The sequence below is a fragment of the Pseudomonas sp. BF-B-30 genome (genome assembly GCF_019956305.1).
GTDB classification, from domain to species: domain Bacteria; phylum Pseudomonadota; class Gammaproteobacteria; order Pseudomonadales; family Pseudomonadaceae; genus Aquipseudomonas; species Aquipseudomonas jessenii.
Window position 1 is genome coordinate 73,530 of record NZ_JAHBDG010000022.1, and the last position, 19,110, is coordinate 92,639.

19 protein-coding genes are annotated in these 19,110 nt (G+C 59.2%); 8 read left to right on the forward strand and 11 right to left on the reverse strand.

Features of this window, described 5'->3' with window-relative positions:
* Nucleotides 1-147: 147 nt before the first annotated feature.
* Both KGB29_RS13150 and KGB29_RS13155 read right to left on the reverse strand, forming a co-directional pair.
* A complete protein-coding gene (locus KGB29_RS13150) occupies nt 148-345 on the reverse strand; it encodes a YbdD/YjiX family protein (protein WP_007895266.1) in 198 nt (65 codons plus the stop codon).
* 15 nt (nt 346-360) lie between these two features.
* Nucleotides 361-2,427, reverse strand: a complete 2,067-nt coding sequence (locus KGB29_RS13155) for a carbon starvation CstA family protein (RefSeq protein ID WP_090451508.1) — start codon at nt 2,425-2,427, stop codon at nt 361-363.
* A 160-nt stretch (nt 2,428-2,587) separates the two neighbouring features.
* Here KGB29_RS13155 and KGB29_RS13160 point away from each other — a divergent pair, with 160 nt between their 5' ends.
* On the forward strand, nt 2,588-2,956 hold the full coding sequence (locus KGB29_RS13160) for a PilZ domain-containing protein (RefSeq protein WP_150813500.1): 369 nt from the start codon (nt 2,588-2,590) through the stop codon (nt 2,954-2,956).
* A gap of 131 nt (nt 2,957-3,087) precedes the next feature.
* Here KGB29_RS13160 and radA read toward each other — a convergent pair whose 3' ends face one another.
* Nucleotides 3,088-4,455 (reverse strand): DNA repair protein RadA, encoded by a 1,368-nt coding sequence (radA, locus tag KGB29_RS13165; protein ID WP_008004292.1) that lies wholly within the window; start codon nt 4,453-4,455, stop codon nt 3,088-3,090.
* A gap of 640 nt (nt 4,456-5,095) precedes the next feature.
* Here radA and mscL point away from each other — a divergent pair.
* On the forward strand, nt 5,096-5,509 hold the full coding sequence (gene mscL, locus KGB29_RS13170; RefSeq protein WP_150813502.1) for a large-conductance mechanosensitive channel protein MscL: 414 nt from the start codon (nt 5,096-5,098) through the stop codon (nt 5,507-5,509).
* Between the two features lie 208 nt (nt 5,510-5,717).
* Here mscL and KGB29_RS13175 read toward each other — a convergent pair whose 3' ends face one another.
* A complete protein-coding gene (locus KGB29_RS13175; protein ID WP_150813503.1) occupies nt 5,718-6,494 on the reverse strand; it encodes a ferredoxin--NADP reductase in 777 nt (258 codons plus the stop codon).
* Nucleotides 6,495-6,798: 304 nt separating this feature from the next.
* Here KGB29_RS13175 and KGB29_RS13180 point away from each other — a divergent pair, with 304 nt between their 5' ends.
* A complete protein-coding gene (locus tag KGB29_RS13180; protein WP_150813504.1) occupies nt 6,799-7,512 on the forward strand; it encodes an autoinducer binding domain-containing protein in 714 nt (237 codons plus the stop codon).
* Between the two features lie 175 nt (nt 7,513-7,687).
* The gene (locus KGB29_RS13185; RefSeq protein ID WP_150813505.1) at nt 7,688-8,812 is read left to right on the forward strand and encodes a methyltransferase; all 1,125 of its coding nucleotides are present in this window, start codon (nt 7,688-7,690) and stop codon (nt 8,810-8,812) included.
* A 65-nt stretch (nt 8,813-8,877) separates the two neighbouring features.
* On the opposite strand, the gene KGB29_RS13190 is transcribed toward KGB29_RS13185, so the two are convergent.
* The 3 genes from KGB29_RS13190 to KGB29_RS13200 form a co-directional block, all read right to left on the reverse strand.
* Nucleotides 8,878-9,045, reverse strand: a complete 168-nt coding sequence (locus tag KGB29_RS13190; RefSeq protein WP_015096916.1) for a DUF2474 domain-containing protein — start codon at nt 9,043-9,045, stop codon at nt 8,878-8,880.
* A gap of 86 nt (nt 9,046-9,131) precedes the next feature.
* The gene (gene cydB / locus KGB29_RS13195) at nt 9,132-10,139 is read right to left on the reverse strand and encodes a cytochrome d ubiquinol oxidase subunit II (protein ID WP_056728750.1); all 1,008 of its coding nucleotides are present in this window, start codon (nt 10,137-10,139) and stop codon (nt 9,132-9,134) included.
* Nucleotides 10,140-10,142: 3 nt separating this feature from the next.
* Nucleotides 10,143-11,579 carry a cytochrome ubiquinol oxidase subunit I gene (locus KGB29_RS13200; RefSeq protein ID WP_150813506.1) on the reverse strand — a complete coding sequence of 479 codons (1,437 nt, stop codon included), beginning with the start codon at nt 11,577-11,579 and terminating at the stop codon, nt 10,143-10,145.
* Nucleotides 11,580-12,065: 486 nt separating this feature from the next.
* On the opposite strand from KGB29_RS13200, the gene KGB29_RS13205 reads away from it, so the two are divergent.
* Entirely contained in the window at nt 12,066-13,316 is a 1,251-nt protein-coding gene (locus tag KGB29_RS13205) for an MFS transporter (RefSeq protein ID WP_150813507.1), read from the forward strand.
* Nucleotides 13,317-13,322: 6 nt separating this feature from the next.
* Here the strand turns inward: KGB29_RS13205 and KGB29_RS13210 are convergent, their stop codons facing one another.
* The gene (locus KGB29_RS13210) at nt 13,323-13,874 is read right to left on the reverse strand and encodes a DJ-1 family glyoxalase III (protein WP_150813508.1); all 552 of its coding nucleotides are present in this window, start codon (nt 13,872-13,874) and stop codon (nt 13,323-13,325) included.
* Between the two features lie 67 nt (nt 13,875-13,941).
* A complete protein-coding gene (locus KGB29_RS13215) occupies nt 13,942-14,388 on the reverse strand; it encodes a DUF4879 domain-containing protein (RefSeq protein WP_150813509.1) in 447 nt (148 codons plus the stop codon).
* Between the two features lie 222 nt (nt 14,389-14,610).
* On the opposite strand from KGB29_RS13215, the gene KGB29_RS13220 reads away from it, so the two are divergent.
* Together KGB29_RS13220 and trmA are read left to right on the forward strand one after the other, a co-directional pair.
* Complete coding sequence (locus KGB29_RS13220; RefSeq protein ID WP_008050771.1) at nt 14,611-15,906, forward strand: NCS2 family permease; 1,296 nt, start codon at nt 14,611-14,613, stop codon at nt 15,904-15,906.
* Nucleotides 15,903-16,982, forward strand: a complete 1,080-nt coding sequence (gene trmA / locus KGB29_RS13225) for a tRNA (uridine(54)-C5)-methyltransferase TrmA (protein WP_150813510.1) — start codon at nt 15,903-15,905, stop codon at nt 16,980-16,982. Before KGB29_RS13220 ends, trmA begins: the two co-directional genes overlap by 4 nt.
* A 30-nt stretch (nt 16,983-17,012) precedes the next feature.
* On the opposite strand, the gene KGB29_RS13230 is transcribed toward trmA, so the two are convergent.
* Nucleotides 17,013-17,483 (reverse strand): DUF2442 domain-containing protein, encoded by a 471-nt coding sequence (locus KGB29_RS13230; RefSeq protein ID WP_090451526.1) that lies wholly within the window; start codon nt 17,481-17,483, stop codon nt 17,013-17,015.
* The gene (locus KGB29_RS13235) at nt 17,480-17,908 is read right to left on the reverse strand and encodes a DUF4160 domain-containing protein (RefSeq protein ID WP_150813511.1); all 429 of its coding nucleotides are present in this window, start codon (nt 17,906-17,908) and stop codon (nt 17,480-17,482) included. The genes KGB29_RS13230 and KGB29_RS13235 overlap by 4 nt, the downstream gene beginning before the upstream one ends.
* Before the next feature lie 226 nt (nt 17,909-18,134).
* Here KGB29_RS13235 and KGB29_RS13240 point away from each other — a divergent pair, with 226 nt between their 5' ends.
* Nucleotides 18,135-19,046 carry a LysR family transcriptional regulator gene (locus KGB29_RS13240; RefSeq protein WP_218543907.1) on the forward strand — a complete coding sequence of 304 codons (912 nt, stop codon included), beginning with the start codon at nt 18,135-18,137 and terminating at the stop codon, nt 19,044-19,046.
* The last annotated feature ends 64 nt before the right edge of the window (nt 19,047-19,110 follow it).

A 19,110-nucleotide genomic window follows, 5' to 3' on the forward strand; every position in this document is an offset into this window, starting at 1 on the left:
TCACACAGTGAAAAAACAACACAAAACAAATGTGGGAGCGAGCTTACTCGCGATAGAGGCTTAACATTCAACATCACTGTTGATTGACAGTCCGCCATCGCGAGCAAGCTCGCTCCCACAGGTATGGCTGTTAATCCGACAACCGGATCAACAGCACTTCGGCCCACCCTTGCCACCGTAACGGGCTTCCTGACGCTCCCGAAAGAACATCTCATAGCTCATCACCGGTTTGTCCGGGTGCTTGGTCTGCATATGCTCGACGTAGTTGTCGTAGTCGGGCATGCCGACCATCAGGCGCGCGGCCTGACCGAGGTATTTACCGAGGCGACTCAAGTCATTGAACATGCTGCAATCCTCTGGTTACGCATCCGGCAGCGCCTGGAATGGCGATTCTTTGTCCGTACGTTCCTTTTTACCCCAGGCAGCAATGCCGACCTTGAGTGCATAGAACAGGATGCTGAATACCACGAACAGGAACAGCGCAGTCAGCGTTGCGTTGGTGTAGGCGTTGAAGATCACGTGCTGCATCTGGGTGATGTCCTTGGCCGGGGCGAGGATCTGGCCGTTGGCCAAGGCATCGCTGTATTTCTTCGCAAGGGCCAGAAAGCCGATCGCCGGGTTGGCGTCGAACAGCTTGATGAAGCCCGCCGTCGTGGTGCAGATCAACAGCCATACCGCCGGCAACATGGTGACCCAAACATAACGCTGGCGTTTCATCTTGATCAGTACCACGGTGCCGAGCATCAGCGCGATACCGGCCAGCATCTGGTTGGAGATACCGAACAGTGGCCACAGGGTATTGATGCCGCCCAATGGATCGATCACACCCTGGTACAGCAACCAGCCCCACATCGCCACGCAGCCGGCGGTGGCGATCAGGTTGGCGGTCCAGGATTCGGTGCGTTTGAGCGCCGGGACGAAGGAGCCGAGCAAGTCCTGGAGCATGAAGCGCCCGGCACGGGTACCGGCGTCGACTGCGGTGAGGATGAACAGCGCTTCGAACAGGATCGCGAAGTGGTACCAGAACGCCATGGTGTTCTCGCCCGGCAGAACACTGTGCAGGATCTGCGCGATCCCGACCGCCAGGGTCGGCGCACCACCGGCACGGGCCAGGATAGTGGTTTCACCAATGTCGTGGGCCACCGCTTGCAGTGCTTCCGGGGTAATCGCAAAGCCCCAGTTGCTGACGGCTGTCGCAACGGCCACCACATCACCGCCGACTACGGCCGCCGGGCTGTTCATGGCGAAGTACACGCCAGGCTCGATCACGGAAGCGGCAACCATGGCCATGATCGCTACGAACGATTCCATCAGCATGCCGCCGTAACCGATGTAGCGAGCGTTGGTTTCGTTATCCAGCAGCTTCGGCGTGGTGCCGGAGGAAATCAGCGCGTGGAAACCCGACACCGCGCCACAGGCGATAGTGATGAACAGGAACGGGAACAGACCGCCCTTCCATACCGGGCCGGTGCCGTCGACGAACTGGGTCAGGGCCGGCATTTTCAGCTCGGGCATGGTCACCAGGATGCCGATGGCCAGGGCAACGATGGTGCCGATTTTCAGGAAGGTAGACAGATAGTCACGAGGCGCCAGGATCAACCACACCGGCAATACCGCCGCCACAAAACCGTAACCGATCAGCATCCAGGTGATCTGGATACCGGTAAAGCTGAAGGCCTTGGCCCACACCGGATCCGCGGCGATCTGCCCGCCGAGCCAGATCGAGCCCAGCAACAGCAATACGCCGATCACCGAGATTTCACCAATGCGACCCGGGCGGATGTAGCGCATGTAGATGCCCATGAACATCGCGATCGGGATGGTCGCCATCACCGTGAAAATGCCCCAAGGGCTCTCGGCCAGGGCCTTCACCACGATCAGCGCCAGCACCGCGAGGATGATGATCATGATCAGGAAGCAGCCGAACAGTGCGATGGTGCCGGGGATGCGGCCCATTTCCTCACGGACCATGTCGCCCAGGGAACGACCGTTGCGGCGGGTGGACATGAACAGGACCATGAAGTCCTGCACCGCACCGGCCAGCACCACGCCGGCGATCAGCCACAGCGTGCCGGGCAGGTAGCCCATCTGCGCCGCCAACACCGGACCGACCAAAGGCCCCGCGCCGGCAATGGCCGCGAAGTGGTGACCAAAAAGAATGTGCTTGTTGGTCGGCACGTAGTCCAGACCGTCATTGTTGAGCACAGCGGGAGTGGCCCGTCGCGCATCGAGTTGCATGACATTGTTAGCGATGAACAGACTGTAGTAGCGGTAGGCGACCAGATAGATGGCCACGGCAGCGACCACAATCCACAAGGCGTTGATTGCCTCGCCCCGGCGTAATGCCACGACACCCAGCGCACACGCACCTACGATTGCCAGCACCAGCCAAGGCAAATGGCGTAGCGGGCTATTATTATTTTTCATTTTATTATTCCAGCCAGAGTGGACAAGAAAGACAGCAACCCCGAGTTTAGCTCTCCTGACGGCAATGACCATAGCCCGACATTGGTCTGGACACCTGCACGTGCTGGCAGCCTTTGATCATGCGGGTCTATAGTCAGCGTACATTTCCGAGGATCGCGCCATGAGCGAGTACCCTGCCGAACGTCGCCGCTTCAAACGTATAGCGTTCGATGCCCGAACCGAGCTGAGTCAGGGGGAGTCCACTTGGCCGGTGAAGTTGATTGACTTGTCGCTCAAGGGCTTGCTGATTGAACGACCCGAACACTGGCAGGGCAATCCGCAGCAGGATTTTCTGGTCGACATTCATCTGAGCGAAGAAGCCGACATCACCATGGATGTGCAACTGGCCCACGACGACCATGGCCAACTCGGCTTTGTCTGCCTGCACATCAGTCTGGAGTCCATCGAGCGCCTGCGGCGATTGATCGAGCTCAACCTGGGCGACCAGCAGGAGCTTGAGCGCGAACTGGGTGCCCTGATCGAAGTCTGACCGCCCGGCATCCATCCAGTGTGGGAGCGGGCTTGCTCGCGAAGAGGCCGTTACATTCAGCATCTCTGTTGACTGACACACCGCTTTCGCGAGCAAGCCCGCTCCCACAGGGTTTGTGTTTCCCCTGCAGATTACTCGAACAACGCATCCAACGCCTGCTCCAGACGTGTGACGGCAATGATCTGCAACCCGGCCGGCGCCTCTTTCGGCGCATTGCCCTTGGGCACGATGGCCCGCTTGAACCCGTGCTTGGCGGCTTCCTTCAATCGCTCCTGACCGCTCGGCACCGGACGCACCTCACCGGAAAGCCCGACCTCACCGAACACCAGCAGATCGTGGGGCAACGGTCGGTTACGCAAACTGGACATCACCGCCGCCATCAACGCCAGGTCGGACGCCGTTTCCAGCACCTTGACCCCGCCGACCACGTTGAGAAACACGTCCTGATCGTGGGTCGGAATGCCACCGTGACGGTGCAGCACCGCCAGCAACATCGCCAGCCGGTTCTGATCCAGCCCCAGCGTAACCCGACGCGGATTGGCCAGGTGACTGTCGTCCACCAGCGCCTGTACCTCCACCAGCATCGGCCGCGTGCCTTCCCAGGTTGCCATCACCACGCTACCCGGGACTTCCTCCTGGGCACGGGTCAGAAAAATCGCCGAGGGGTTGGAGACTTCTTTCAGGCCCTTGTCGGTCATGCCGAACACACCCAGCTCATTGACTGCACCGAAACGGTTCTTCACCGCCCGCAGCAGACGCAGGCGCCCGTCGGACTCGCCTTCGAAATACAGCACGGTGTCGACCATGTGTTCCAGCACCCGAGGGCCAGCCAGCGCGCCTTCCTTGGTGACGTGGCCCACCAGGAAAATCGCCGTACCGCTCTGTTTGGCATAACGCACCAGCAAGGCTGCGCTCTCACGCACCTGGGACACACCGCCCGGTGCCGATTGCAGTTGCTCGGTAAAGATCGTCTGGATCGAGTCGATCACCATCACCTTGGGCTTTTCCTGACGGGCCGTGGCAATGATGGCTTCGATGCAGGTTTCGGTCATGACCCGCAGTTGATCCTGGGGCAACCCCAGGCGCCGCGCACGCATGGCCACTTGCTGCTGGGATTCTTCACCGGTGACGTACAGCGCCGGCATGCTTTTGGCGAGGTTGCACAAGGTTTGCAACAGAATGGTCGACTTGCCGATGCCGGGGTCGCCACCGATCAGAACCACCGAGCCATCCACCAGACCACCACCCAGAACCCGGTCGAGCTCGCTGGAAGCGGTGGAGAAGCGCGGAATTTCTTCGACACTGACTTCGGCCAGGGTCTTGATTTGCGCCTGCTGGCCTGCCCAGCCGGTACGACCGCTGGGGGCGGCTGCCCCGCCGCTTTCCACCATGGTTTCGGTGAGCGTGTTCCAGGCTCCGCACTCACCGCACTGGCCGGCCCATTTGGGGAAGGTTGAGCCGCACTCGGTGCAGCCGTACATGCGCTTGGCCTTGGCCATCGGAACTCCCGGAAAAAAACGCGATGATAGCTCAGCTCAAGCGCGCGAGTGCGGCCGGATACTTCGCAACCCTTTTGATGATTACAAATACCCCTATAAAAATCAGGTATATTGATAAACACCCGCCAAACAAAACCTTGTATAAGTTTTTAGTCCAATGTAATCAACAAGCTCTAAGAACATGCCGCCTGGACAACCTTAAAACTTATACAAACTTTATTCATTTGCACACTTAATGCACAACTCTGAAACACTCACACAGAGCACAGTGATTAATTCAGGGAAGCACGCTACTTGTTACCCCCCCAAACTAACGAAACAGTTAATATCGCTACAACTGCAATCAATTTCAATACCGCCCCTGACCACTGACTACCCGATTAACTTTAACGTCTCGCTTCAGGGATGGCCTCCCTCAACCTTGGTTTGCTCACACAAACGAAACCATATCGCTGAAAAAACATCACATGCAAAACACCGCGCAAGGTCCGGCCGCCCACAGATAAGATCAATCGGTGAATTTTTTTACACCACCCGGTGTCGATTGCTGGCAAGCACGGCAGGCAGTTGATTCAAGCAGAATGCGATTTGCTGATTTACACTGCGTTCATCAACCTCATCTGTAACAAGGAAATAACCTATGGGCGTGCTAAATGAGTTCAAGGCCTTCGCGGTCAAAGGCAACGTGGTCGACATGGCCGTCGGCATCATCATCGGTGCGGCCTTCGGCAAGATCGTTACCTCGTTTGTCGGTGACCTGGTCATGCCGCCAATCGGGATGCTGATCGGTGGCGTGGACTTCAGTGATCTGGTCATAACGCTCAAGGCAGCGGAGGGCGAGATTCCGGCGGTGGTGCTCGCCTATGGCAAATTCATCCAGACCATCATCGACTTCGTCATCGTCGCTCTCGCGATCTTCATGGGCGTCAAGGTCATCAACCGCCTGAAGCGCGAAGAGGCCGTGGCCCCTAGCCTGCCGCCGGTTCCAACCAAGGAAGAAGAGTTGCTGGGCGAGATCCGCGACTTGCTCAAGGCCCAGAACAACCGGCCTTGACGGCATTAGCAAAAAAACAGCGCCTTCGAGGCGAATGCCAGTCAGTTAAGCGTTTAAGCACCGTAAACCTTGTGGGAGCGAGCTTGCTCGCGATGACGGTTGGACAGTCACACAAGGGGTGACTGACGGTCCGCTATCGCGAGCAAGCTCGCTCCCACAATGTCCGGGGCTTAACTGACAGGCATTGCGCCTTCGAGGCGCCTTTTTTTTACCAGAAATTTTCCACCGCCACCTGACCAGGTCGCCGGCTGAGGCTCAAGTGCATGTCCCGCTGTTTAAGCAGCTTGCGCGTATCATCGATCATCTGCGGATTGCCGCACAGCATGACCCGTGAATGCTCAGGCGTCAGCGCAACACCCGCGCCCCGCTCCAGTTCGCCGTTTTCAATCAGCGTGGTGATCCGCCCGTTCAATGAGCCGGGATGCTGTTCACGAGTGACCGTGGTGATCAATTGCAGTTTATGGGCGTACTCCGCCAGATAATCACGCTTCGCCAGCCCTGCAATCAGCTCCTGATACGCCAGTTCCCGGGCTTCGCGAACGCTGTAGACCAGAATGATCCGCTCGAATCGCTCCCAGACTTCGAAATCCTGGAGTATCGACAGGAACGGCGCGATGCCCGTGCCTGTGGATAACAACCACAGATCACGCCCATCGACAAACCGGTCCAGCGTCAGATAACCGAAGGCCTGGCGGTCGACCAGGAATGCATCGCCAACACCCAGTCGGCTCAGCTCGCTGGTGAACTCACCGCCCGGTACGACAATGGAAAAGAACTCGAGGAACTCGTCAAAGGGCGAGGACACCATGGAATAGGCGCGCCATACCGTGCTGCCGTCAGCCTTGGTGACGCCCAACCGGGCAAACTGCCCCGCCCGAAAACGAAACCCTGCATCCCGGGTGGCACGCAAGGTAAACAGGCTCTGGGTCAGCGGATGAACCTCAAGCAAGGTCTGACGGGTAAATTTTTCTTCACTGACGGACATGGAAGGCTCCAATCGAAAGATACCCCAGTGTCCCGCAAAGAAAGCAGCGTAACCACCGACAGTTTGTAGTGACATTAATCCGCACTAGTGACTGCTTACCAAATGCGGCACACACCCATCATTATAAAATGACATATGGCATTTTATATCCCATCGATTGCTTAAGAACCTGAAATACACTTTTCCAACATTCAAAAGAGCAAAATTGTCGCACCATCACCGTAGGAATTATCCTACACTTCGTGACGTGCCGAATCTTGGATCCAAGACCGCACCCAGAAGACACGGTGATGGAGCCCCTTGTATGGAAATCTGGAAGGAGTCACAGCTCAAGCAATTGTCACACACGCAAGAGATCAAAACTGCCTATCTAATCGCGCTCAACTTCGCTAGAAACCTTGGATATAAATTTTGTGGCTTTTCAATAACTTCGAACTCAGTCGGAGTCGATACCAGTACGCTGAACCTGAATAATTTCCCCCATGAGTGGAACACTCAATATGAAAAAAACAACGCCACGCAAATAGATCCGATAGTGGCGCATTGCAATCATTCAATGTTGCCGGTTCTCTGGAGCGAAGAGATTTTTTCCAGGGCGCCATGGCTATGGCAGTTGCTGCAGCAACACGGTTTGCAGCATGGCTGGTCCCAGGCGATCTTTGATGAGGAAACCGGTCAGCGCAGTATTCTCAGCCTGGCCAGAAGCCACTGCCCGATTTCAGCCTATGAGCTGTACGAGCATCTTGGATTCTCGGTGTTCATCAGCCGCCATTTGCACGCGCTGGCGCTCGGGATGCAACCGAAAAAACCGGCTCGCCCCCAGGCTCCTCCCTTGTCACGGCGGGAACTCGAAGTATTGAAACTGTCAGCCGATGGCAAGACGGCCTATGAAATTGCCAGGATCCTCAGTTTGAGTGAACGCACAATCAACTTTCATGTGCAGAGGGCTATCGAGAAGCTCGGCGTCAACAACAAGATTGCGGCCGTCATTGCCGCGGCCCGGTCCGGAGCCATCTGAAAGCGCCCGGCTGCGGGAAAACCCGCGGGCAATCCAGACAAAAAAAACGTACCATTTGCGGTCCCTCCTGAGTGATGGCGTGTAGACCTTCACGTCGTATTACACTCGGACGGCTCCGCCCGCTCCAACGCCTTCGGGCAGCGGGACATCCGTTGATTACCCAGAGCCCCGCCCCATGCCTTTGCTCGAAACACCCTTCGCCAGCCTCGACCTGATCCGCCAGCCCGAACAGCAGAATGAACCGCTGCAAGCTTTCGATGCGGCCGATGAATACCTGCTCAATCATCTGGCCGAACAGCAACCGGCGTCGGACACCCGGGTATTGGTGCTCAATGACAGTTTCGGCGCGTTGGCGGCCAGCCTGGCGGGCAAGGTGCGGGTGGTCAGCAGCGGTGATTCGTTCCTGGCTTTCCAGGGTCTGGAAAAGAACCTGGTGCGCAACGGCCTGGCCTTTGATGTCTTGCCGAGCGTACCCGCCAGTGAAACCCCTGCCGGGCCGTTCGACTGTGTGCTGATCCGTGTACCGAAAACCCTGGCCCTGCTGGAAGAACAACTGATCCGCCTGCAAGGTCAACTGGCACCTGGCGCCCAAGTGGTTGCCGCAGCCATGATCAAGCATCTGCCCCGGGCGGCGGGCGACTTGCTGGAGCGTTACATCGGCCCCGTGCAAGCCTCGTTGGCGGTGAAGAAGGCGCGGCTATTGATTGCCACCGCTGAAGACAAAACCCCAGCGGTGTCGCCTTACCCAACGCGATACAGACTCGACGAACCGGCCATCGAACTGCTCAACCACGCCAATGTGTTTTGCCGCGAAGGCCTGGACATCGGCACGCGGGCGTTTTTGCCACACCTGCCGAAAAACCTCGGTTCGGCGCGGGTCGCCGATCTCGGTTGCGGCAACGGCGTCCTGGCCATCGCCAGCGCCCTGCAAAACCCCGAGGCCCACTACACACTGGTGGACGAGTCGTACATGGCCGTGCAATCGGCCGCCGAAAACTGGCGCGCAGCGTTGGGCGAACGGGAAATGATCGTGCGTGCCGGCGATGGCCTGGCCGGCCAGGAACCGCAATCGCTTGACGTCGTGCTGTGCAATCCACCGTTTCACCAGCAACAGGTGGTGGGCGACTTTCTGGCCTGGCGGATGTTCCAGCAGGCGCGCGAAGCGCTGGTGGTAGGCGGCGCGCTGTACATCGTCGGCAATCGTCACTTGGGTTACCACAGCAAGCTGGCGCGATTGTTCCGTGGGGTCGAGCAAGTGGCGGCCAATCCGAAGTTCGTGATCCTCAAGGCGCGCAAGTAACAGGAAAAAAAAACCCTCCGGCAGGAGGGTCGTAAATCCGTGCCTCGAGGCCACGGGAGAGATATTCAGTGCGTGGTCAGGCCGGCCGCGTTCATGAACAGACGCATCAGGCTGGCGACGATGAACAAGGCGCCCACGCTGCCGACCCAGATCAGGGCCAACCAGCCGAGCCGCTGCCACAGCGGCTTTTTTTCGGCTTCTTCAATGTCGTGCAGGGAATGTTTGCCGTTCATTGATAAATCCTCCGATGTAGATCAATGGCGTCTGTCAGGACGCCATCGCGAGCAAGCTCGCTCCCACAGATTCGTTGTGCAGCAGACTAGTGGTAACCATCTTCATGGGTGACCTTGCCGCGGAACACGTAGTAGCTCCAGAAGGTGTAGCCCAGGATGAACGGGATGATGAACAGCGTGCCCACCAGCATGAAGCCCTGGCTTTGCGGCGGCGCGGCGGCGTCCCAGATCGAGATCGACGGCGGGATGATGTTCGGCCACAGACTGATGCCCAACCCGCTGTAACCGAGGAAGATCAGCACCAGAGTCAGCAGGAACGGCGTGTAATGCGCGTTGCGGGCCACGGCGCGGATCAGTCCGTACATCGTCACCAGCACCAGGATCGGCACCGGCATGAACCAGAACAGATTCGGCATGGTGAACCAGCGTGCGGCGATATCCGTGTGGGCCAACGGGGTCCAGATGCTGACAATGCCGATCACCGCCAGCAGCACGAAGGCCAATGGCCGTGCCAGGTCATGCATCTGCTCCTGCAACTTGCCTTCGGTCTTCATGATCAGCCAGGTGCAACCGAGCAAGGCATACGCCACGACCAGCGCCGCACCACAGAACATCGTGAACGGTGTCAACCAGTCCAGTGAACCACCGGCGAACTGCCGATTGACCACAGGCAGCCCGTCGATGAACGCGCCAAGCGCAACGCCCTGGAAGAACGTCGCAGTGACCGAGCCACCGATGAACGCCTTGTCCCACAGATGGCGCTTGTCGTCCCTGGCCTTGAAGCGGAACTCGAAGGCCACGCCGCGGAAGATCAACCCGATCAACATCAGGATCAGCGGCAGGTACAACGCCGAGAGCACCACCGAATAAGCCAGCGGAAACGCGCCGAACAACGCCGCGCCACCCAACACCAGCCAGGTTTCGTTGCCGTCCCAGACCGGGGCGACGGTGTTCATCATCACATCGCGATCGGTCTTGCCCGGAATGAACGGGAAGAGAATCCCGATGCCCAGGTCGAAACCGTCCATGACCACGTACATCATGATGCCGAAGATGATGATCACGGCCCAGATCAGCGGAAGATCAATACCCATGATTCAAATCTCCTTGGTCAGGCTTTGGCCGGCATCGGCGTGATCGTCGTCGGCGGCGGACAGCGGACGGGCCGGTGTGCGTTTCTGGCCGGGGCCACCGTCGTTGGTTTCCTTGCCTTCGTCGATCTTCGGCCCCTTGCGCACCAGGCGCATCATGTAGCCAAGACCGGCGCCAAACAGCGCGAAATAAACCACGACAAACAGGATCAGGGTGATGCTCATCTGCATGAAGCTATGGTTGGACGACGCATCCGCCGTACGCATCAGACCGTAGACCACCCAAGGCTGACGGCCGATTTCCGTGGTGAACCAGCCGGCGAGGATCGCGATCAGGCCGGACGGCCCCATCCACAGCGCCAGGTACAGGAACGGCCGCGAGGTGTAGAGGGTGTCGCGCTTGCGCAGCCACAGGCTCCACAATCCGGTGAAGATCATCAGCAAGCCCAGCCCCACCATGATCCGGAACGACCAGAACACGATGGTCGAATTCGGCCGGTCTTCAGGCGGGAACTCCTTGAGCGCCGGCACCTGTTTATCCAGGGAGTGCGTGAGAATCAGGCTGCCCAGGTACGGGATTTCGACAGCGAATTTGGTTTTCTCCTCTTTCATGTCCGGCCAGCCGAACAGGATCAGCGGCGTCGCCTCGTCGCCCTTGTTTTCCCAGTGGCCTTCGATGGCGGCGATTTTCGCCGGCTGATGCTTGAGCGTATTGAGACCGTGGAAGTCGCCGATGACCGCCTGTATCGGCGCGACGATCAATGCCATCCACATGGCCATCGAGAGCATTTTGCGGATCGCCGGGTTGTCCTTGCCGCGCAGCAAATGCCAGGCCGCGGAGGAACCGACGAAGAAGGCCGTGGCGACGAAGGCTGCCGTGGCCATGTGCATCAGGCGATACGGGAACGACGGGTTGAAGATAATCGCCAGCCAGTCGGTGGGTATGACCTGACCGTTGACGATTTCGAAGCCCTGCGGGGTTTGCATCCAGCTATTGGAGGCAAGAATCCAGAAAGTCGAGATCAACGTACCGATGGCCACCATCACGGTGGCGAAGAAGTGCAGGCCACGCCCGACCTTGTTCCAGCCAAACAGCATGACGCCGAGGAACCCGGCCTCAAGGAAGAACGCCGTGAGCACTTCATAGGTCAGCAACGGCCCGGTCACGGAACCGGCGAAGTCCGAGAAGCGGCTCCAGTTGGTGCCGAACTGATAGGCCATTACCAGCCCGGAAACCACCCCCATGCCGAAGTTGACGGCAAAGATCTTCGACCAGAAATGGTAGAGGTCGCGGTAGGTGTCGTTATGGGTTTTCAGCCACAGGCCTTCGAGTACCGCCAGGTAACTCGCCAGGCCGATGGTGATGGCCGGAAACAGGATGTGGAACGAGATGGTGAACGCGAACTGAATTCGGGCGAGATCAAGTGCCTCTAAACCGAACATAAGTCTTCCTCTGTCAGGTAGTACGGCTGCCGGCTGGAAGCCTGCACCCACGGCCCCCACGGATATGGAGTGTGGCGAATCTCTGTTTGTTCTTTTTTTTGCACGCATCACAACGCAGGGAGTCTGGCCTTGCGGCCGCCGGATCAATTCCTTTTGTGGGTTTTGATCTGGATCAATCAACGTTGAAAGAGTAGTCCCAATTTCGGGGATGAACCGCGTGGTCTTTTGCCGCGTGACAAGTTGCCTCACGGCCTTGGTCACGAGCTGAAATACATTTCCTGTGGGAGCGGGCTTGCTCGCGAAGGCGGAGTGTCAGACGACTTCAATGCCGGATGTGCCGCCCTCTTCGCGAGCAAGCCCGCTCCCACAGGGATTGGTAGTGCTACTGAAATCGATGTCTGGCTAACTAAATCTTTTGTCACGGCAACTTTCTGTTACAGGTTGGTGATAATCTCGCCACTCCCCTCTCCCCAGATCTTCGCGCAGATGCCCAGCCAAGAGCCCTTGCTGTTACGTCACCATCGCCCTTTTCTCGCGTTCTGGCTGGCCCGGGTATTTACCGCCAGCGGCTTCCAGATGCTCACCGTGGCCATCGGCTGGAACCTGTACCAGCTGACCGGCAATGTGCTCGACCTGGGTCTGGTCGGCCTGGTCGAGTTCGCCCCGCGCGTACTGTTCATGCTGCACACAGGGCACGTCGCCGACCGTTATGACCGGCGCAAGGTCGCGGCGATCTGCCAGTCCCTCCAGGCATTAATCGCCCTGTCACTGGCCATCGGCAGCGCCACCGACCATGTCACCCGGGAAATGATCTTTATCCTGGCCTTCCTGCTCGGTGCCGCTCGTTCCTTTGAAATGCCGACCACCCAGGCCCTGTTGCCCAGTATCGTGCCCAGCGCGTTGTTTCCCCGTGCAGTGGCCGCCGCACAATCGGCCCAGCAATCGGCAACCATCGTCGCTCCAGCCCTCGGCGGCTTGCTCTACGCCTTCGGCAGCGTCTGGGTGTATGGCCCGACGGTGCTTTTGTATGTCATCGCCTGTTCGCTGATGCTCAACCTGCCGGCCCGACAAACCCCGCTGAACAAGGGCAAGGCCACGCTGGACTCACTGCTGGCGGGCATTCGCTTCATCCGCAGTCGTCCGGACATTCTCGGGGCGATCTCCCTCGATCTGTTTGCGGTGCTATTGGGTGGCGCCACAGCGCTGCTGCCGGTGTTCGCCAAGGACATTCTGCTGACTGGCCCGTGGGGGCTTGGCCTGCTGCGCTCGGCGCCCGCGGTAGGCGCGCTGCTGATGTCACTGTTCCTGGCGCGGTTTGCCGTGGAGCGCAACGTCGGGCGGGTGATGTTCACGGCCGTGGGCATCTTCGGCGTGGCAACCATCGCCTTCGGCCTGTCGACCTCGTTCTGGTTTTCCCTGGCGGTGTTGGTGGTGTTGGGCGCGGCAGACATGATCAGCATGGTGATCCGCGCCTCGTTCGTTCAACTGGAAACCCCGGACGAAATGCGCGGCCGGGTCAGCGCCGTCAATGGACTGTTCATCGGTGCCTCGAACCAGTTGGGCGAATTCGAATCGGGACTGACTGCCCACTGGTTCGGCACCGTGCCAGCGGTGGTCATGGGCGGGATCGGCACGCTGGTGGTGACCGGGGTGTGGGTCAAACTGTTCCCGACACTGGCCAGCCGCGATCGCATGCACGTGGCTAAAGTTGAAGAGAAGGAAAAGGCGAAGGTCTGACACTCTCTAAACGAGCAACTCCCCCGCCACGGCCATACGAGTGGCTTTTCCGCAGAGTTGTTCCACCAGCGCCAGGGCAAATGCCAATGCGCCAGCCGAGCCCTGGGCGGTGATGCAGTTGCCATCGACCACTACCGGTTGATCGACGAAGTTACAGCCCAGCAGTTGATGGCTGGCCGAAGGCAGGCAGGTCATGCGCCGCTGACGCAATACGCCAAAGGCCTGCAGTGCCACGGCGGGCGCTTCGGCGATGCCGGCGAACAGGCGACCGGCCGCCGCCTGATCCTTGACCAATTGTTGCAGGGGTTGGTGGGCTGCCAGGTGCTGCGAACCCACCGCTCCACCGGGCAAGGCAATCAGGTCGAAGGGTTGCGCCAGCAAGTCCACCAACATCGCATCGGACGTCAGGCGAGTGCCGCGGGCGCAGGTGAGCATGCGTCGCCCTTCGATACTGGCCACCACCACTTCTACTTTGGCGCGGCGCAGTACGTCGATCAGGGTCACGGTTTGCAGGTCATCGGTGCCCTCGGCGAGGGCAATCAAGGCTCTAAAGGTCATCGGGTACTGTCCACGGAATGATCTTTTAAGCGTAGTCAGCTTTCTGACCCTTGTTCGATACGTGCGGTTACTGGATATAAAGCTGCGTCGACATCGTATTGCCGGGCGCGTTGATCGAGGTATTGCTGAAGGTCAGCGTGCCTTCCTGCTTGTCCGCCAGATCGAGGGCATACAAATAGCCGACGGTTTTTTCCCCGGGAGTGCAACTGGTCAGGTTGCCGTTCTTGAACGCACAAACTGGTGTGCGGGTGCCATTCACCTCGAAACCGTCCAGGGCGACATGGGCCTCACGCCCATAACCCACTTCCAGCACGTAGACCATGATGTTCGGGCCAATGTGATCGCAGCGAGTCCGGGTTTGCCCTTCGTCGATGCTCTCGACACCACAGGACGGCGACGCGACCTTGAGCACTTTCAATTGCGTCAGCGGTGGAGCCGAGGCCGCCACGGCCGTTTGCGCCCCGAGAAACAACGCCCCCCCTATTCCGAGGGCGGCAACCAGACGCTTTTTCATGCAGGACCCATCCACCCCAAAAAACCAGCGCGCAGTATGGCGCACTTGGCTTTGTCGCAAAACATCGACGACGATCACCGCCAAAGCAGCCATATTCCCAAGCTACTGGTATGATGCGCGGCTTTTTCCGGCCCACAGTAATTTTCAGGCGCGTTCTGCTGCCTGTGCTTTGCTGTTGAGGTCGATACATTCACGGCGCCCGGCGCGCCACGGGGAGCAGACATGCTGGAAAGGCTGTTTCAACTCAAGGCACACAACACCAACGTGCGGACCGAGATTCTGGCGGGCGTCACGACCTTTTTGGCCATGGCCTACATTCTGTTCGTCAACCCGAGCATCCTCGGCGAGACCGGCATGGACAAGGGCGCAGTGTTTGTCGCCACCTGTCTGGCAGCTGCCATCGGCTCGACGACCATGGGCCTGATCGCCAACTACCCGATCGCCCTCGCACCGGGCATGGGCCTTAACGCCTTCTTCACCTACACCGTGGTCCTGCACATGGGCCACACCTGGCAAGTGGCGCTGGGTGCAGTGTTCATCTCGGCGGTGTGCTTCTTCCTGCTGTCGATCTTCCGCATCCGTGAATGGATCATCAACAGCATCCCGTTACCGCTGCGCTCGGCGATTGCCGCCGGCATCGGCCTGTTCCTGGCGCTGATCGCCCTGCACAACGCCGGCATCGTGGTCAGCAACCCGGCGACCATGGTCGGCCTCGGTGACCTGAAACAACCGGCCCCGATCCTCGCCACCCTCGGTTTTGCCCTGATCGTCGCCCTCGAAGCCCTTGCCGTGCGCGGCGCAGTGCTGATCGGCATTCTGGTGGTGACCATCATTTCCATCGTGATGGGCTTCACCCCGTTCGGCGGCGTGATGTCGATGCCGCCGTCCCTGGCCCCGACCTTCCTGCAACTGGACATCAAGGGTGCACTGGACATCGGCCTGGTCAGCGTGATCTTCGCCTTCCTGTTCGTCGATCTGTTCGACAACTCCGGCACCCTGATCGGTGTGGCCAAGCGCGCCGGTCTGATGCGCAAGGACGGTCACATGCCGAAAATGGGCCGTGCCCTGATCGCCGACAGCACCGCCGCCATGGCCGGTTCCCTGCTGGGCACCTCGACCACCACCAGTTACATCGAATCCGCAGCTGGCGTGAGTGCCGGCGGCCGCACCGGCCTGACTGCCATCGTGGTGGCGTTCCTGTTCCTGCTGGCGCTGTTCTTCTCGCCACTGGCCGCCAGCGTTCCGGCGTTCGCCACTGCACCGGCACTGCTGTTCGTCGCCGTGCTGATGACATCCGGCCTGGCCGAAATAGACTGGGACGACATTACCGTCGCCGCGCCGGTGGTGATCACCGCGCTGGCAATGCCGTTCACTTACTCCATCGCCAATGGCATCGCCTTCGGTTTCATTTCCTGGACCGCCATCAAGCTGATGTCCGGTCGTGGCCGTGAGCTGAACCCGGCGCTGGTGATCCTGTCGATTCTGTTCGTGATCAAGCTGGGTTGGTTCAACGCATGACTTTTGATTCCCAGGCCTACGCCGTTCAGCTCGAAGAAAAGGTCACGCGCCTGCGTGACCTGCTGGCCCCGTTCGATGCACCGGAGCCAGCCGTTTTCGATTCGCCGCTGAAAAACTTCCGCCTGCGCGCCGAGTTCCGCCTGTGGCGCGAGGCCGGCGAGCGTCACTACGCGATGTTTTCCCAGGAAGACAAACGCACGCCAATCCTGATCGAAGAGTTCCCGATTGCCAGCCTGCGCATCAACCAGTTGATGCCGCAACTGAAGGCAGCGTGGCAAGCCAGCGCGCCCCTGAGCCACAAGCTGTTCCAGGTGGAGTTCCTGACCACTCTGGCCGGCGACGCGATGATCACCCTGTGCTATCACCGCCCGCTGGACGAGCACTGGCATGCAGCGGCGTCGAAACTGGCGACGGACCTGAACGTCAGCATCATCGGCCGCTCCAAGGGCAAGCGCGAAGTCATCGGTCACGATTACGTGGTCGAGAAGCTGGAAGTCGGCGGCCGCACCTTCAGCTATCGCCAGCCTGAAGGCGCGTTCACCCAGCCCAACGGCACGGTGAACCAGAAGATGCTCAACTGGGCATACGATGCGCTCGGCGATCGCTCCGATGATTTGCTGGAGCTGTACTGCGGCAACGGCAACTTCACCCTGCCCCTCGCCACCCGCGTGCGCAAGGTGCTGGCCACCGAAATCAGCAAGACCTCGGTCAACGCGGCCTTGAGCAATCTCAGCGAAAACGCGGTAGATAACGTCACCCTGGTGCGCTTGTCCGCCGAAGAACTGACCGAAGCCCTGAACGAAGTGCGTCCGTTCCGCCGCCTGCACGGCATCGACCTCAAGAGCTACGAGTTCGGTAGCGTCTTTGTCGACCCGCCCCGCGCCGGCATGGACCCGGACACCTGCGAGCTGACCCGGCGCTTCGACAACATCCTGTACATCTCCTGCAACCCGCAGACCCTGGCAGCCAACATCGCCCAACTGCACGACACCCACCGCATCAGCCGATGCGCGATGTTCGACCAGTTCCCGTGGACCCATCACATGGAATCCGGGGTGATGCTGACCCGGCGTTGATGACACCTGCCAGGCACAAAAAAGCCGTCTTCACGACGGCTTTTTTGTGGGTACCGGCAAGACAACATCGACCTTGCGCGGGCGCCCGCCCTTCTTGCCATTGGCCCGCGCAGCTTCAGACTTTGCGGCGCTGCTCTGGCGACCATTGCGCGAAGCAACGACCGACGCCGCCATGGCCATCAGCGGCTTGCTCGCAGAAATCAACCCGGCAATAGATACATGCAGGTCCTTGCCTTCATGGCACAGGGCAGTACCCGCGTAGCCGACAGTCAGACTGGCAAGTTCCTCGCCCTCAAAATCATCGAACTCCGGATAGTTGGCTACGGGCAACAATACGCCGCTGCCGTCTTCGAAGCTGACGGCCAGACACGGGGGCAGGTAGGTAACCGCCGTCGCTTGCAGGCTATTTTTTCTACGTAACTCGCCACGTTCAATGGCTTTGTCCAGGCTGCTTTCCGTTACGGGATTATCGGCCTGAACCTTGGCTTTTATCGTTTTCATAACTCGATCTCTACACTTTCCTGTGTGCCTATCAGGGACAGCAACGTCTTGTTCGACTCAGGTTCGTAGCAAGCCGACCCAATCATGTTGGTCGTACTGACAACCCTTTTCACCACAACGACTTCGTTGCTTTGCCAGTCCCACAATTGATTATCAAGACAAGCCGTTTGCAATTTTCGCCACCAGATGCCCCGGGCGCGCCGCAAATGGGCAGGCTGCTGGAGCGATTGGCGCAATCCCTCAAGCACTGCCAACGGTGGCCGACGCGAAAGCGGAACTACATCCCAGAGCTCGACCCCGTTGTGCCAAAAGCTGAACCTGAACCTCGCACTCCATGTACCCGCCTCCACATGCGCATGAGGCGGACAATGCTCGTCTCGCAACATGATCACCACCGACAGTCCCTTGTGATTACATACCTTCATGCTAACCCATCCGTTAGGTTTATGAGTCCGAGGATTCGACATTCCCTGGAGAATCCGACCGCTGGCATTGGCCGTCGAATCAATTCTTGCGTCCTCAGACTAGCGTCCTGGCGTTACCCGGCCCTGAGGAACACCGCGCGCAATGGTAAGAAATCCTTTCATTACGACGCTGGCACCTGATAAATACTGGTCCAGTTTCTTCATCTGATCCCCGGTGTAATCAATCATGCAGCGACAATTCGACGATCTTCAGTTGGGTAGCATCGGGCTGTTTTGCCTGGCCGCCGAGGCCGGCAGTTTTACTGCCGCGGCGCTGGTGGCCGGTGTCACCCCCGCTGCCGTGAGCCGTTCGGTGTCGCGCATGGAAGAACGCCTTGGTGTGCGCCTGTTCGCGCGCACCACGCGTAGTGTGAAGCTGACCGACAGTGGTCGCCGTTATTACGAAGAATGTCGCCAGGCCCTTGCGCAACTGGTCGAGGCCCAGCGCGAGGTGATGGGCCAGCAGCAAGTGCCGTCCGGTACGTTGCGCATCAGTATTCCGACCACCTACGCGCATCATCGAATTTTGCCGCTTTTGCCCGAATTTCGGGCGCGCTATCCGGCGGTGAAGGTCGAGTCGCACATCAGTAATCGCAACATCGATTTCGTCGGCGAAGGCTACGACATGGCGATTCGCGTGCGAGCCATCCCGGATTCCGGCCTGATCGCCCGACCGTTGGAAGATGCCGCCCTGGTGATGATCGCCAGCCCTGATTACCTGAAACGGACCGGCACTCCGCAAACCCTCGACGACCTCGAAAACCACGAGTGCATCCAGTACGAATTGCCCAGCAGCGGCCGACGCATTGCCTGGCTGTTCAACGATGAAGGCGTGCCCCGGGAGATTCTGGCCGAGGGCAACCTCAGTTGCTCCGACGATGTGCTGGGCGGTGTGACCCTGGCCAAACACGGGGCGGGGTTGTTTCAGACCTACCGGTTTATCGTTGAAAAGGAACTGGCCGACGGCTCGCTGGTGGAAGTGCTCAAGCCCTATGGCGGGCGATCGCGGCCGTTTACCTTGCTGTACCCGCAAAGTCGCCATGTACCGCTGCGCTTGAGGGCGTTCATTGATTTTCTGGTGGAGCATCTGCCGCGCTGAACAGCAAAAGTGTCCGATCACCGCCCACAAACCGCCAACGTGCCTTCACTCCAATTGACCAAAT